The sequence below is a fragment of the Paracoccus kondratievae genome, from assembly GCF_009301415.1.
Classification (GTDB): domain Bacteria; phylum Pseudomonadota; class Alphaproteobacteria; order Rhodobacterales; family Rhodobacteraceae; genus Paracoccus; species Paracoccus kondratievae.
The window spans coordinates 1,463,564-1,477,059 of the sequence record NZ_CP045072.1; the positions used below are offsets into that span (position 1 = coordinate 1,463,564).

At 63.2% G+C, this 13,496-nt stretch carries 15 protein-coding genes; 5 read left to right on the top strand and 10 right to left on the bottom strand.

All coding sequences use genetic code 11. The features are described from left to right. Positions 1–111 precede the first annotated feature (111 nt). A complete protein-coding gene (locus tag F8A10_RS07300; protein WP_152366994.1) occupies positions 112–1,212 on the bottom strand; it encodes an anhydro-N-acetylmuramic acid kinase in 1,101 nt (366 codons plus the stop codon). A 58-nt stretch (positions 1,213–1,270) separates the two neighbouring features. Here F8A10_RS07300 and tyrS point away from each other — a divergent pair, with 58 nt between their 5' ends. Further along, entirely contained in the window at positions 1,271–2,515 is a 1,245-nt protein-coding gene (tyrS, locus tag F8A10_RS07305; RefSeq protein ID WP_010392584.1) for a tyrosine--tRNA ligase, read from the top strand. Positions 2,516–2,560: 45 nt separating this feature from the next. Here the strand turns inward: tyrS and F8A10_RS07310 are convergent, their stop codons facing one another. The 5 genes from F8A10_RS07310 to F8A10_RS07330 form a co-directional block, all read right to left on the bottom strand. Continuing rightward, positions 2,561–3,121 carry a DUF2585 domain-containing protein gene (locus tag F8A10_RS07310; RefSeq protein ID WP_010392585.1) on the bottom strand — a complete coding sequence of 187 codons (561 nt, stop codon included), beginning with the start codon at positions 3,119–3,121 and terminating at the stop codon, positions 2,561–2,563. Positions 3,122–3,177: 56 nt separating this feature from the next. Next, positions 3,178–3,633 carry a YaiI/YqxD family protein gene (locus tag F8A10_RS07315; protein ID WP_152366995.1) on the bottom strand — a complete coding sequence of 152 codons (456 nt, stop codon included), beginning with the start codon at positions 3,631–3,633 and terminating at the stop codon, positions 3,178–3,180. Positions 3,634–3,829: 196 nt separating this feature from the next. Continuing rightward, positions 3,830–4,030, bottom strand: coding sequence for a hypothetical protein (locus tag F8A10_RS21385; protein ID WP_227493352.1), 201 nt, complete (start codon positions 4,028–4,030; stop codon positions 3,830–3,832). Between the two features lie 655 nt (positions 4,031–4,685). Next, positions 4,686–5,255, bottom strand: a complete 570-nt coding sequence (locus F8A10_RS07325) for a peptidylprolyl isomerase (protein ID WP_369750402.1) — start codon at positions 5,253–5,255, stop codon at positions 4,686–4,688. Positions 5,256–5,277: 22 nt separating this feature from the next. Further along, positions 5,278–5,787 (bottom strand): peptidylprolyl isomerase, encoded by a 510-nt coding sequence (locus F8A10_RS07330; protein ID WP_010392591.1) that lies wholly within the window; start codon positions 5,785–5,787, stop codon positions 5,278–5,280. Between the two features lie 166 nt (positions 5,788–5,953). On the opposite strand from F8A10_RS07330, the gene F8A10_RS07335 reads away from it, so the two are divergent. The 3 genes from F8A10_RS07335 (at position 5,954) to ftsY (ending at position 9,578) form a co-directional block, all read left to right on the top strand. Beyond that, positions 5,954–7,150, top strand: a complete 1,197-nt coding sequence (locus F8A10_RS07335; RefSeq protein WP_010392592.1) for a phosphoglycerate kinase — start codon at positions 5,954–5,956, stop codon at positions 7,148–7,150. 283 nt (positions 7,151–7,433) lie between these two features. Further along, positions 7,434–8,363 carry a class I fructose-bisphosphate aldolase gene (locus F8A10_RS07340; protein WP_085501122.1) on the top strand — a complete coding sequence of 310 codons (930 nt, stop codon included), beginning with the start codon at positions 7,434–7,436 and terminating at the stop codon, positions 8,361–8,363. Positions 8,364–8,495: 132 nt separating this feature from the next. Further along, positions 8,496–9,578 (top strand): signal recognition particle-docking protein FtsY, encoded by a 1,083-nt coding sequence (ftsY, locus tag F8A10_RS07345; protein ID WP_152366996.1) that lies wholly within the window; start codon positions 8,496–8,498, stop codon positions 9,576–9,578. A 3-nt stretch (positions 9,579–9,581) separates the two neighbouring features. Here the strand turns inward: ftsY and F8A10_RS07350 are convergent, their stop codons facing one another. Genes F8A10_RS07350 through hisS form a run of 4 tightly spaced genes read right to left on the bottom strand, consistent with a single transcriptional unit; the run spans position 9,582 to position 13,224 of the window. After that, positions 9,582–9,950: a hypothetical protein gene (locus tag F8A10_RS07350; RefSeq protein ID WP_010392597.1), complete on the bottom strand. Its 369-nt coding sequence runs from the start codon at positions 9,948–9,950 to the stop codon at positions 9,582–9,584. A 54-nt stretch (positions 9,951–10,004) separates the two neighbouring features. Beyond that, the gene (gene hisG / locus F8A10_RS07355) at positions 10,005–10,679 is read right to left on the bottom strand and encodes an ATP phosphoribosyltransferase (RefSeq protein ID WP_152366997.1); all 675 of its coding nucleotides are present in this window, start codon (positions 10,677–10,679) and stop codon (positions 10,005–10,007) included. Then, complete coding sequence (locus tag F8A10_RS07360; RefSeq protein WP_152366998.1) at positions 10,676–11,743, bottom strand: ATP phosphoribosyltransferase regulatory subunit; 1,068 nt, start codon at positions 11,741–11,743, stop codon at positions 10,676–10,678. Before F8A10_RS07360 ends, hisG begins: the two co-directional genes overlap by 4 nt. Beyond that, positions 11,740–13,224 carry a histidine--tRNA ligase gene (hisS, locus tag F8A10_RS07365; protein WP_152366999.1) on the bottom strand — a complete coding sequence of 495 codons (1,485 nt, stop codon included), beginning with the start codon at positions 13,222–13,224 and terminating at the stop codon, positions 11,740–11,742. The genes F8A10_RS07360 and hisS overlap by 4 nt, the downstream gene beginning before the upstream one ends. Positions 13,225–13,272: 48 nt before the next feature. Between hisS and F8A10_RS07370 the strand changes: the two genes are divergently transcribed. After that, entirely contained in the window at positions 13,273–13,488 is a 216-nt protein-coding gene (locus tag F8A10_RS07370; protein ID WP_010392606.1) for a SlyX family protein, read from the top strand. The last annotated feature ends 8 nt before the right edge of the window (positions 13,489–13,496 follow it).

The following is a 13,496-nucleotide window of genomic DNA, read 5'->3' on the forward strand; positions in this document are numbered from 1 at the left end:
CATTACGTTCGTCCAACGCCCCTGTCAGAGGCATCGTTCCCCCCAGAGTGGTGCTGGAATGATCACAAGGCGGAAATCCGCCCGTGAGCGGTGGCGTCACCCGGTCCCGTTTTAGCGACGGCGCGGATGGCTGATGCGACCACCGCAAACCGGCCCGGGTGCACCCGTGGTGCCAGGACCCGAGGTCGGCAGCCCCCGCAACACCCGCACTGCGAGCCAGCCAAAGGCCTGCGCCTCAAGCATGTCCCCGTCGAGCCCCGCGTCCTCGACCGGCGCGACATGGGCAGGCAGCCTTGCAGATAGCGCCGCCATCATCGCCGCATTGTGACGCCCGCCACCGCAGACAAGCACCCGTTCCACCGGGGTCAGCGCCGCCAGCCCCGCCGCCACCGCCGCCGCCGCCGCATGGGTCAGGGTCGCCGCCGCATCGGCATCCGAAAGCCCGGCGACCTCGGCCACCAGAGCGGGAAAGGCGTCGCGATCAAGCGATTTGGGCACCGGTCGGGCAAAATAGGGATCGCACAGGAAACGGGCGATAACCTCTTCGTCGGGCGTGCCTTGCAACGCAAGCTGACCGCCCTCATCCCTTGCCAGCCCGTGACGGGCGCGCATCAGGTCATTTATCGGCGCATTGGCGGGGCCGGTATCAAAGGCAATACAGGCCCCAGGTGCCTCGGGCGATGCAGCGGCTGGATCAACCAGTGTCAGGTTGCCTACGCCGCCAAGGTTCAGAAACGCAACCGGCGCGCGCGGCAAAAGCCCCTGCCCCATTGCCCATTCCGCGCAGGCCCAGTGGAAAAAGGGGGCAAGGGGCGCGCCTTCGCCGCCCTGTCGCACGTCCTCGGAACGGAAATCCCACACCACGGGCCGGTCAAGCAGTTGCGCGAGTGCCGCGCCGTCTCCGGCCTGATGTGTGCCACGACCGCCCGGATCATGGGCAAGCGTCTGGCCGTGATAGCCGACCAGCTCGGCCTCGGGAAAGGTTTCGGCCAAGGCCGCATGGGCCGCAACGGACAGCGCAGCGGCCTCGGCCACATCAGGCCCGCCCGGCCATTGCCCAAGCGCGGCGTGAAGCAACCCCGCCTCATTATCCGAATAACCGCGCCACGTGCTGCGACCAAAACCAGCGATACGCTGACCGTCCGTTTCGATCACCGCCGCATCCACCCCGTCAAGCGAGGTTCCCGACATCATCCCCAGCGCCCGGATCATCGCGCTTTCCCTTCGCTGTTTCCCCCGGTATATCCGCGCCAGTGGAAAGGAACAGCCCATGACATATCGTGCCAAATCCGATTTTCTTAACGTGATGATCGAGCGTGGCTATCTGGCAGACTGCACCGACCTGCAGGCGCTGGATGAGGCCCTGATCAACGGAGCGGTGACGGCATATATCGGCTATGACGCGACCGCGGCCAGCCTGCATGTCGGGCACCTGCTGAACATCATGATGCTGCGCTGGTTCCAGAAAACCGGCAACCGTCCGATCACCCTGATGGGCGGCGGCACCACCAAGATCGGCGATCCGAGCTTTCGCTCGGAAGAGCGTCCTTTGCTGACGCCCACTCAGATTGATGAGAACATCGCCGGTATGAAGCAGGTCTTTGCCCGCTACCTCGATTATGGCGAGGGGCGCGCGATGATGCTCAACAACGCCGAGTGGCTGGATAGTCTGAACTACCTCGATTTCCTGCGCGACATCGGCCGGCATTTCAGCGTGAACCGGATGCTGTCGTTCGAATCGGTCAAGTCCCGGCTTGACCGCGAACAGTCGCTAAGCTTCCTCGAATTCAACTACATGATCCTGCAGGCCTATGACTTTCTTGAACTGCACCGCCGCTATGGCTGCCGGCTGCAGATGGGCGGCTCGGATCAGTGGGGCAATATCGTCAACGGGATCGACCTGACCCGCAGGGTGCTCGACGCCGAGATCTGGGGCCTGACCTCGCCGCTGCTGACCACCTCGGACGGGCGCAAGATGGGCAAGTCGGCGGGCGGGGCTGTCTGGCTGAATGGCGCGATGCTGTCGCCCTATGAGTTCTGGCAGTTCTGGCGCAACACCACCGATGCCGATGTCGGCCGCTTCCTTAAGCTTTATACCGAGCTGCCGGTGGATGAGTGCAACCGTCTGGGCGCGCTGTCCGGGTCGGAAATCAACGCCGCCAAGATCATCCTTGCCAATGAGGTGACGACGCTGCTGCACGGGGCCGAGGCCGCCGCCAGCGCCGAAGCCACCGCACGTCAGGTCTTTGAACAGGGTGGCGCCGGCGGCGATCTTGAGGTGGTGACGGTCAGCCCCGACGCTCTGGCGGCCGGGCTGACGGTGGTGCAGCTGCTGACCCAGACCGGCATCACCACCTCGGGCAAAGAGGCCAAGCGCCTGATCGCCGAAGGCGGGCTGCGGCTGAACAACGAGGCTGTCTCGGACCCCTTGCTTGCGGTTGACGCGGCGCTGATCGGGGATGGGCTCAAGGTCTCGGTCGGCAAGAAAAAGCACCGTATGGTGCAAATGGGATAACCCAAAAGGCCGGCAGAAACGCCGGCCTTTTTCATCACCCCGCCCTTAGCCCGCCTGCCAGACCCGCACCGCCTCAAGCGGCCAGACCAGCATCAGTACATTCAGGATCAGCCCGTCGCGGATCAGCCAGGTAGTCAGCGCCTCGAACCCCAGAACCAGCAGGACCGAGGCCCAGACCGGCAAGCGCGAGGCCAGCATAAAGCCCAGCACCATCGCCAGAATATCCGCGACCGAGTTCAGCACGCTGTCGCCATAATAATCGAGCGAGATGGTCACCGAGCGATAGCGTTCGATGATCGCATCCGAGTTCTCGACCAGCTCCCATGCCGCTTCGACCAGCGTGGCGATGGCCAGTCTCCAGCCAAAGCTGATCCGGCGCGCAACCAGCCATAGTCCCGCATAGAACAGGATGCCGTGGATGATATGAGAGGGCGTGTACCAATCCGCGATATGCTGCGAATTTTCAGAGGTCATGGTCTGGCCATACCACAGCTTGATATGGCCACATTTGCAGATCGGCTCGCGTCCGATCCACAGTAACCAGGCCGCAGCCAGAAGGATGATGAAAAAGGTGGCCCAGTAAGGGGCAAGGCGGCGTGTAAACATAAAGGAAACTCAAATCATTCTCGCGGCCCGCTGTCCATGGGGTGAATCGCGACGCCTCAGCCTGCGCGCAGCGCCGCCGCCATCACCCTGTCCAGCGCCTGCAAAAAGCGCGCCCGCTCGGGCTTGCCAAAACCTCCGCCCCGACCCTGATGAAAGGGATCGGCGGCGCGGATATCCTGCATCAGATCGCGCGTCGCCAGCCTGGGACCGATATTCGTCGCGGTCAGCACCTCGCCGTCGTGCTGCACCACCTGCGCCCCGGCCTTAATGCAGCGATCCGCCAAAGGCAGGTCAGAGGTCACCACCACATCGCCCCGCCCACAATGCGAGGCGATCCACCGGTCCGCTGCGTCCAGCCCTTCTGACACGATCACAAGCGAGACGAGCGGATTGGCCGGAGGCCGCAATCCGCCATTGCAGACCAGCACCATTGGCACGCGCAGCCGGGTTGCGACCCGTTCGGCCTCGGCCTTGACCGGGCAAGCGTCGGCATCAATGTAAAGCGTCGTCAACGGGCTCTCCGTTCAGAGGAAATGAGGTCTCTGCCCTGCGCCTCAGGCGGCGCGATGGCGGTTTCGGGCGATTGCCGTGATGCAGCCGAGGTTTCTCACGCCTTCTTTGCCTGCAAAAGATAGGTCATGGGGATCGGCGCCTCTCACCCCTCATAAATGTCATATCCGGGTTCCCGTATCGAGTGTCCGAATTCCTTTAGTGACGTAATAGCCAGTCCGGCCACGGCACAGGCGTCACGATTTCGCCAAGCGTATGTAAAAACCAGTAACCAGTGGCACCAGCGCCATAATCTATGCCGTCATATGAGATCAGGCCGTCCTCTTTGATCGGGTCTTTATGGGAATAGCAGATAGCAGGCTCATGCGGCGTGGCGCTGTCTGGGTCGAACATTTGCATGGCAGGGCGGGTTTCATAAATTACCAGATGGCCACCCGGAGAAAGAAGCTTGGCGACGATCTGAAAAACCTATGAAGGTCGGACATCCAGTTCAGCACGCCAATTGCGATCAGAACCAGATCAAAGGTGCCGATGTCCTTTGGCAGACCATATATATATCAGCCTTGATCAGGCGAGGTTTCAGGCCAGCCTCCGCTGCAAGAAGCCTCGCCTGCCCAAGAAAAGCGCCTGACTGATCTATACCTGCCGACGGCTGAATGCCTGGTGACACCAGCGATAGCAGTTCACGGGCACTATTGCGTCCCGCCTGAACCGCCGGTTTCCATCAAGGCCAAGGGTCTGGATTGTCCCTGTCAGCACCTGATCCAACACGGAAAATCCTGGCTGGGCGGCTTGCTCTAAAAGTCGCTTCCATCCCTCTCCCTGCCCGTGCAACGAGGCGGACGCATCCCATGCAACCTTGTTTGCGGCTGTGAATGATGTGATCGGGTCCGTCATGACGAATGCTTCTCGGCAATGACAGCGTTACGAACCCGCCCGAGGGTTAACGGAATATGGGCGCAGAGCAGCGGCTGAAACGCCTCAGGCTGTCCGGGCAGATATCTCCCGACAAAAAAGCCCCGCACAGGCGGGGCTTTCGGGTCTGTTGGCGGTTTTATTCCGCGACCGTCACCTTGACCATGTAATCAGGATCGACCACCGCGCCATTGGCGGCCGGATCGCCCTTTTTGACCGCGTTAAGCACATCCCAGCCGTCGATCAGCTGACCAACCACAGTATATTGCCCGTCAAGGAAGGTCGCCGGGGCCAGGTCGATAAAGAACTGGCTGTTGGCGCTGTCCGGGTCCTGCGAACGGGCCATGCCCACGGTGCCAGCCTGAAAGCTGACATCGTTGAACTCGGCTTTCAGGTCAGGCAGGTCCGAACCGCCCATGCCGGCGCGGGCGGTGTCGCCGCCGTGCTTGCCGAACTCGACATCGCCGGTCTGGGCCATAAAGCCGTCGATCACGCGGTGAAAGACCACCCCGTCATAGGCACCCGATTTCGCCAGCGTCACCAGACGCTCGACATGTTTCGGGGCCTTGTCGTTATAAAGGTCCAGCACGATGCGGCCCTTGGGATTACCCTTGGAATCGGCAACCTCGATCACAAGGTTCGGCCCCGGACCGTCGGTCACCCCCGGCAGCCCCTCGGCCATGGCGGTATGGGCGGCCATGCCAGCCATCAGCGATGCGGAAAGCAGAACCTTACGCAACATCGGCCGCCACCTTTACCGAGATCATCCGGTCGGGGTTCGCCGGCGGCTCGCCGCGAGCGATGCGGTCCACGTGCTCCATCCCCTCGATGACGCGGCCGTAAACGGTGTATTGGCCGTTCAGAAAGTGGTTGTCCTTGAAGTTGATGAAGAACTGGCTGTTGGCCGAGTTCGGGTTCATCGACCGCGCCGCGCCCAGCGTGCCACGGTCATGCGGCAGGCGCGAGAACTCGGCCGGCAGGTCCGGCAAGTCCGAACCGCCGGTCCCCGCGCGCGAGGGGTTCCAGCCGTTTTCCATATTGGCATGTTCGACATCACCGGTCTGGGCCATGAAGCCCTCGATCACGCGGTGAAAGGCCACGTTGTCATATTTCCCGGCGCGGGCCAGCTCTTTCATGCGATCGACATGTTTCGGCGCAACATCGGGCAGCAGCTCGATCACCACCGGGCCGTCCTTCAGCTCGATGATGACCGTGTTCTCGGGATCCTTGATCTCGGCCATGGGGGTCTCCTTCTGATGGCTTGGGCAAAGGCATAAGCGTTTCGCCCCGCCCAGACAACGCCACCATTTGCCGAGGCGATCCCCCGCCGGCGCTGGTTGACGAAAATGTCATGATGCAGGAAAACAGCGCCGGGGCGGCGGAGCCCAGCATGAAAGGGACGAGAGCATGGCGGATTTCAACACGATCGACGACCTGGATCTTGACGGCAAGGTGGTGCTTGTCCGCGTGGACGTGAACGTCCCGGTCGAAAATGGTCAGGTCACCGACGCTACCCGGATCGAAAAGATCGTGCCGACCGTCAAGGATATTCAGGCCAGGGGCGGTATCCCGGTGCTGCTGGCCCATTTCGACCGCCCCAAAGGCAAACGCGTCGACAGCATGAGCCTGAAAGTCGTCGTTCCGACGCTGGAAAAGGCGCTTGGCCAGCCGGTGAAATTCTCGGAAGAGGCAATCGGCGGCCCGGCGAAACGTGCCGTCGCCGATCTGGCCAGGGGCGATGTGCTGCTGCTGGAAAACACCCGCTTCTATCCGGGCGAGGAAAGCAACGACCCGACCTTTGCCGCCTCTCTGGCCGCGCTGGGGCAGGCCTATGTTAACGACGCCTTCTCGGCCGCGCATCGCGCCCATGCCTCGACCGAAGGGATCGCGCGGCTGCTGCCCGCCGCCGCCGGCAGGCTGATGGAGGCCGAGCTGAAGGCGCTGGACGCCGCGCTTGGCAATCCGCAGCGCCCGGTCGTCGCGGTGGTCGGGGGCGCCAAGGTCTCGACCAAGCTCGACCTGCTCGGCAACCTCATCGAAAAGGTCGATCACCTCGTCATCGGCGGCGGTATGGCAAACACCTTCCTCGTCGCTCAGGGGATCGAGGTCGGCAAATCTCTGGCCGAACGCGACATGGCCGATACAGCGCGTGAGATTCTGGGCAAGGCGGAACAAGCCGGATGCACAATTCACCTGCCGGTGGACGTGGTTGTCGCGCGCGAGTTCAAGGCAGGTGCCGAGAATGAGACTGTGGCGGCGGATGCCTGCCCGGCCGATGCCATGATCCTGGACGCTGGTCCGGCAACGGTGGCCAGGATCACCGAAGTCTTTGACACCAGCCGCACGCTGATCTGGAACGGCCCGCTTGGCGCCTTTGAGATTCAGCCCTTTGACGCAGCGACCAATGCCGCTGCGCAAGAGGCCGCCCGCCTGACGCAGGAAGGCAAGCTGATCTCGGTCGCCGGTGGCGGCGATACGGTGGCAGCCCTGAACAAGGCAGGCGTGGCAAGCAGCTTTACCTTTATCTCGACCGCCGGGGGCGCGTTCCTTGAGTGGATGGAGGGCAAGGAACTGCCCGGCGTCGCTGCCTTGCAGAAGCGCTGAAACCGCAAGGATGGGATCAGGGGCCGCAATGGCCCCTTTTTTCCTATCTGTCAGCCCCGCATCCCGGCACGCCCCCTTGCGAATCTCCTGGATGGTCACAGGCAGGGGAAAACCCGGCGCGGCAGAAATCGTGGCCAAACCCCGACAAAAATGGCACGCACTGTGCCTTCTTTCCCGACAGGCAGGCGGGGTCCGGCCTGACAGATGCGCCGTTAGCGCAATCTGAATTGCCCTTGCCAACCGGTCTGCTAATCACCGCCTCAAGTCAGAAATGGAGTTCCCGATGCAGATGACCGATACCGTCCGCAAGATCCTCGCCAATTATGAAGGCGAAGCACCGGGCGTGAAGGCCCAACTGGCCCGCATGCTGATGACCGGCAAACTGGCCGGCACCGGCAAGATGATCATCCTGCCCGTGGACCAGGGGTTCGAACATGGGCCGGCGCGCAGCTTTGCCCCGAACCCTGCCGGCTACGACCCCCATTATCACTATCAGCTCGCCATCGACGCCGGGCTGAACGCCTATGCCGCGCCGCTGGGCATGATCGAGGCAGGTGCCGACACCTTTGCCGGCCAGATCCCGACCATCCTCAAGGTGAACTCGGCCAACTCGCTGATGTCGGACACCGCCGGCAAGAACCAGGCGATCACCGCTTCGGTCGATGATGCGCTGCGGCTGGGCTGCGCGGCCATCGGCTTTACCATCTACCCGGGCAGCGACATGGCGCTGGACATGATCGAAGAGATCGTCGAGATGCGCCGCGAAGCCGCCGCCAAGGGTGTTGCGACCGTGATCTGGTCCTATCCGCGCGGCGAAGCGATCTCGAAAGACGGCGAAACTGCGATCGACATCGCGGCCTATGCAGCCCAGATCGCGGCCCTGATCGGTGCGCATATCATCAAGATCAAACTCTCGACCGATCACCTTGAGCTGCCCGAGGCCAAAAAAGTCTATGAATCCAAGGGTATCGACATTTCGACCCAGGCCAAACGGGTCGAACACTGCATGCAGGCCGCCTTTAACGGCCGCCGTCTGGTGGTGTTCTCGGGCGGTGCTGCCAAGGGCGCGGATGCGGTTTACGACGACGCTCGCGCCATCCGTGACGGCGGCGGCAACGGCTCGATCATCGGCCGCAACAGCTTCCAGCGTTCGCGCGAAGATGCGCTGCAAATGCTGCAAAAGCTGGTCGATATCTATCTGGGCAAAGCCTGATCTCAGGCCCCCGGCGAGGAAGATATCCCCGCGGAATATCTGGTCGAAACAAGCGGCGTCCCTTGCGGGGCGCCCTTTTCCTTTGGGCCAAGATTGCCTAGTCTCTGGCCCGACAGACAGAAGGATGGGTGCATGTCGTTTTTCTCAAAGCTGCGCGACCGGTTGACGCGATCCTCGTCGAAGATCGGCGCGGGGCTGGAGGATATCGTCTCGGACGGAGCTGCACAGACCCAGCCACCGGCTTCCGAACCGGCCCCCGCCCCGGCAACCCCAGCCGCGCCCCCTGCCCCGGCACCGGACACCGCCCCGGCGGCTGAAGCCGAGATCCGGCCCGGCGTTCTGGGTCGTCTGTTTGGCCGCACCACAGCCCCCGCCGAACCCCGGCGCGAGCTTGACGATGCGATGCTGGAAGAGCTGGAAGAGATGTTGATCCAGGCCGATATGGGCGTCGAGACCGCGCTGCGCGTCACCGCCAATATCGCTGAAGGCCGCATGGGCCGTCGCGTCTCGGCGACCGAGCTGAAAGAGCTGCTGGCCAATGAGATCACCCGCATCATGACGCCGGTGGCCAAGCCCCTGCCCGTCTATCCCAAACGGCCGCAGGTGGTTCTGGTGGTGGGCGTTAACGGCTCGGGCAAGACGACGACGATCGGCAAGCTTGCCAGCCAGTTCAAAGCGGCGGGCAAGAATGTCGTGATCGCCGCAGGCGATACATTCCGCGCCGCTGCCGTCGAGCAATTACAGGTCTGGGGCCAGCGCGCCGGCGTGCCGGTGCTGACCGCGCCCGAAGGGTCCGACCCTGCAAGCCTTGCCTTTGACGCCATGACCAAGGCCGAGGCCGAGGGCGCGGATCTGTTGATGATCGACACGGCCGGACGGCTGCAAAACCGTCAGGACCTGATGGAAGAGCTGGCAAAGATCGTCCGCGTCATCCGCAAAAAGGACCCGTCAGCCCCGCATAACACCCTGCTGGTGTTGGACGCGACCACGGGCCAGAACGCGCTGAGCCAGGTCGAGATCTTTCAAAAGCTGGCCGATGTGTCGGGTCTGGTGATGACCAAGCTGGACGGCACGGCGCGCGGCGGCGTGCTGGTGGCGCTGGCCGACCGCTTTGGCCTGCCGATCCATGCCATCGGCGTCGGCGAACAGATCGACGATCTGGACGCCTTTGACGCCAGCGATTTTGCCCGCGCCCTGGTCGGACTGGACAGCTAAAGCTTACGGCTTGACCAGATGCGCGTCGGTCCGGGTATCCTCGGCCGGGGCGACATTGCCGACCGGATCAGCCTCGGGCATCGTCACCTCTTGCGGCGGGGTAAAGGCCGCGGTCAGCTCGGCGGTCTTTTCCTGTTTATCATAGATGCAGACATAGCGGTCAGCCGCCCCATCCTCAAAGGCGGTAATCAGCAAAGCCGCGCCATAGCTTTCCGAGCCAAAGGGGTTGACCTCAATCATGGTCTCGCCCTCTTGGGGGGCAAGCGCCGAACAGGCGGTCTCGACATCCTTGCGGAACTGTTCCCACTCGGCCTCGGAAGAGGCAAGCGCGGGGCCGACGGACAAGAGCAGCATCAGGATGGCGTGGCGCATCGGCTTTCTCCCTTTTCGTGCGACAAACCTAACGCGCCAGAACGCCTTGGGTTTCTAAATCCCCAGCAGGGCCGCGAAATCCCTTACCTCACCCTCATCCCCGGCAGCAACGGAACGCAGCAGCGTCGCCTGCGACTGCAAGACAGGTTCGCCAATGACCTTGAGGTGGTTGGCACGCAGCGTCTCGCCCGAGGATGTGATATCGGCAATCGCCTCGGCCGTCAGGTTCGCAACCGTCCCTTCAGTCGCGCCCTGACTGTCAACCAGCTGATAATCTGCGACTTCTTCGGCTGACAACCAGGCACGCACCAGCCTGTGATATTTGGTGGCGATACGCAGGCGAAAGCCGTGTTCCGCCCGGAAATCGCGGGCAATGGCAGCGAAATCGTCCAACGTTTCGCAATCGCTCCAGCAGGCGGGAACGGCAAGGATCAGGTCGGCATGGCCAAAGCCCATCGGGGCCAGTTCTTCGACATGGCTGCGCCAACCGGCCAGCTTTTCCCGAATCAGATCAATGCCGGTCACACCCAGATGGATGCGGCCCGCCTGCAATTCACGCGGGATCTCACCCGCCGACAGCAACACCAGCGCCACATTCGCAGCGCCCTCAACCCGGCCCGCATATTCACGCTCCGAGCCCGCGCGCGACAGGCGCACGCCACGGGCGGCGAACCAGTCAAAGGTCTGCTCCATCAGCCGCCCCTTGGACGGCACGCCCAGCCGGATCATGACAAGCCTCCCAGTTCATGGACAAGGCCCGGGCGGATGATGCCCCCGACAGCAGGAATCGAGCGACCCCGCGCCTGCCCCAGCACCGCCGCCAGCGCGTCATAACGCCCGCCCGAGGCGACCGGAGGCCAGTCCTCGCGTCCCAAAGCGGCAAAGCTGAAGGTCATGCCGTCGTAATATTCCATCGTATGCCGACCATGGCTTGCATCGAACCGGATCGCGCCAACGTCGATGCCTCGGGCCGACAGCGCAGTCAGGTTACGCTCAAGCCGGTCCACGGCCTCGGCGATATCGGGGATTTCGGCACTGAGGATGCGCAGTTGGCGCAGCGCCTCGGGCGCAGGTGCAGAGATAGCGAAAAGCCGTTCAAGCCGCGTAACCCATTGCGCGGACAAAGGCGCCTCGGCAACATCGCTGCGCAACCGGTCAATGCGGGCCTGCATCTCATCGGCCGAACGCAAGCCCGTCCAGGGCGCGGGGTTGTCGGGAAACTCGCGCGATTCGGCCGGCGCGGCAAAACGCGCAAGCAGCCGGGCAAAACGCCGTGGCCGCCAGATATGATGCAGCAGCGCCGCGCGCCGCGCGCCCGACAGCGGCAGGGCGCGCACCGCATCCATCAGCAGGTCCATATCGCCCATGGTCGCCTGCAAACGCAGTGGCGCAAGGATGTCGTGAAAAAGCGCAAAGACCTCGGCATCAGCATCCGGGTCGCGTGCGAAAAGCTCAAACCCCGCCTGCAGATATTCATTGTCGCGCGGATGTTCGGGCCGGGTTTCGCCGTGGTCCTGTTTGCGGAAAACCTCGCCCAGATAGCAATAGCGGGCCGGCTCGGCACCGTTTGCCATATGCATCTGCACCACCGGCACGGTGAAATCGGGGCGCAACATCATCTCACCCCGGATCGGGTCCTGGGTGACATAGGCGCGGGCGCGAATGTCCTCGCCATAAAGGTCAAGAAGCGTCTCGGCCTCAAGCAGGATGTCGGGCGCGACCTCCTGCGCCCCCGCAGCGCGAAAGGCGGCAAGGATCTGCTGGCCGATGGCCTGTTTCTCGCGCTTGCTCATCCGAGGATACGCCGCACTTCCGCGACAAGCTGGTCGCGGGGCACCTCGGTCTGGGCCGGCTGGGCCTTCCATTCCTCATGGCTGGCCTCGGCTGCGATCCTGGCCCCAAGGATCAGGTCCTTGACCAGCACGACGCCCCGCTGGGCCTCGTCCGTACCCTGGATGATGGCGACGGGCGCGTTGCGCTTGTCAGCATATTTCAACTGGTTGCCAAAGTTCTTGGGATTGCCAAGATAGACCTCGGCCCGGATGCCGGCGGCGCGCAATTCAGCGGCCATGGCCTGATATTCCGCCATACGGTCGCGGTCCATGACGGTAACGACTACCGGGCCCTGATCGGAGCCGCCCATCAGCCCCTTGGCGCGCAACGCAGCAAGCAGCCGATCCACACCGATCGACACGCCAGTCGCCGGGACCTTCTGCCCGGTAAAACGCTCGACCAGCCCATCATAGCGCCCGCCGCCCGCGACCGAGCCGAATTGACGCTTGCGACCCTTTTCATCAAGGATCTCAAAGGTCAGCTCGGCCTCGAATACCGGGCCGGTGTAATAGCCAAGCCCGCGCACGATCGAAGGGTCGATGACGGCACAATCCTCACCAACCCCCATGGCGGCCAGCATCGCAGCGATCTGTTCCAGCTCATCAACGCCCTCGGCCCCAATGGCAGAGGTGCCGACAGCGGCGCGCAGATTGGCCAGTGTCTGGGTATTGTCCGCGCCCTTCGAGGTCAGGAAGGCCAGTACCGGCGCAGCCTGTTCGGCTGTCAGCCCCACACCCTCGATAAACGCACCGCTGTCATCCTTGCGCCCCGTCGTCAAAAGCTGGCGGACGCCCTCTTCTCCAATCTTGTCGAACTTGTCGATGGTACGCAGGACAGCATCGGCAGCCTGTCCCTCGGTCACGCCCATAGCCTCAAGAATGCCGTTCAGCACCTTGCGGTTGTTGATGCGGATCAGGTAGTCGCCGCGCCGGATCCCGGCATGCTCCAGTGCCGCAGCCAGCATGGCGCAGATCTCGGCATCCGCCGCGACCGAGGCCGAACCGACCGTATCAGCGTCGCATTGATAGAACTGGCGAAAGCGGCCTGGACCGGGCTTTTCGTTGCGCCAGACCGGCCCCATCGCATAACGGCGATAAGGCGAAGGCAGATCGTTACGGAACTGTGCCGCGACCCGTGCCAAAGGCGCGGTCAGGTCATAGCGCAGCGCCAGCCAATCGCCCGGACCACCGCCTGGCACCTCGGCTTCTTGCCAGGCAAAGACGCCGGCATTGGGGCGGTCCACGTCGGGAAGGAACTTTCCCAGCGCCTCGACGGTTTCCACCGCACTGGTTTCAAGCGGCTCAAAGCCGTGGCGATGATAGATCTCGGCGATGCGGTCGAGCATCTGCTTGCGCTCGGTCACATCCGCACCGAAATAGTCACGGAACCCCTTGGGCGTCTCGGCCTTGGGGCGGGGCTGTTTCTTCAGATCTTTCGCCATGGTTTGCCTCGGGCTTTTCCATGGGCGGGTCTAACGGATGGAGGATGGATGGACAAGCAGACGCAGGACCGGATTGAACGGCTGGAAGAGGCCGTGGCCTATCTGACGCGTACCGTCGAAGATCTGTCGGCCATTGTCGCCCGGCAAGAGGGTGAGATCACCCGCCTTGGGCGCCATGTCGGCATGTTGATGGAGCGAGAGGCCGAACGAGAGGCCGAGGCGGGCACCGTTCCGCTGGCAGATCAGCGCCCACCGCATTGGTAGGCGCCCCG

Coding starts and splice junctions, on each gene's coding strand:
- F8A10_RS07300 (WP_152366994.1), bottom strand. CDS start 1,212: ATGATCCGGGCGCTGGGGATGATGTCGGGAACCTCGCTTGACGGGGTG.
- tyrS (WP_010392584.1), top strand. CDS start 1,271: ATGACATATCGTGCCAAATCCGATTTTCTTAACGTGATGATCGAGCGT.
- F8A10_RS07310 (WP_010392585.1), bottom strand. CDS start 3,121: ATGTTTACACGCCGCCTTGCCCCTTACTGGGCCACCTTTTTCATCATC.
- F8A10_RS21385 (WP_227493352.1), bottom strand. CDS start 4,030: ATGCAAATGTTCGACCCAGACAGCGCCACGCCGCATGAGCCTGCTATC.
- F8A10_RS07325 (WP_369750402.1), bottom strand. CDS start 5,255: ATGGCTGGCATGGCCGCCCATACCGCCATGGCCGAGGGGCTGCCGGGG.
- F8A10_RS07330 (WP_010392591.1), bottom strand. CDS start 5,787: ATGGCCGAGATCAAGGATCCCGAGAACACGGTCATCATCGAGCTGAAG.
- F8A10_RS07335 (WP_010392592.1), top strand. CDS start 5,954: ATGGCGGATTTCAACACGATCGACGACCTGGATCTTGACGGCAAGGTG.
- F8A10_RS07340 (WP_085501122.1), top strand. CDS start 7,434: ATGCAGATGACCGATACCGTCCGCAAGATCCTCGCCAATTATGAAGGC.
- ftsY (WP_152366996.1), top strand. CDS start 8,496: ATGTCGTTTTTCTCAAAGCTGCGCGACCGGTTGACGCGATCCTCGTCG.
- F8A10_RS07350 (WP_010392597.1), bottom strand. CDS start 9,950: ATGCGCCACGCCATCCTGATGCTGCTCTTGTCCGTCGGCCCCGCGCTT.
- hisG (WP_152366997.1), bottom strand. CDS start 10,679: ATGATCCGGCTGGGCGTGCCGTCCAAGGGGCGGCTGATGGAGCAGACC.
- F8A10_RS07360 (WP_152366998.1), bottom strand. CDS start 11,743: ATGAGCAAGCGCGAGAAACAGGCCATCGGCCAGCAGATCCTTGCCGCC.
- hisS (WP_152366999.1), bottom strand. CDS start 13,224: ATGGCGAAAGATCTGAAGAAACAGCCCCGCCCCAAGGCCGAGACGCCC.
- F8A10_RS07370 (WP_010392606.1), top strand. CDS start 13,273: ATGGACAAGCAGACGCAGGACCGGATTGAACGGCTGGAAGAGGCCGTG.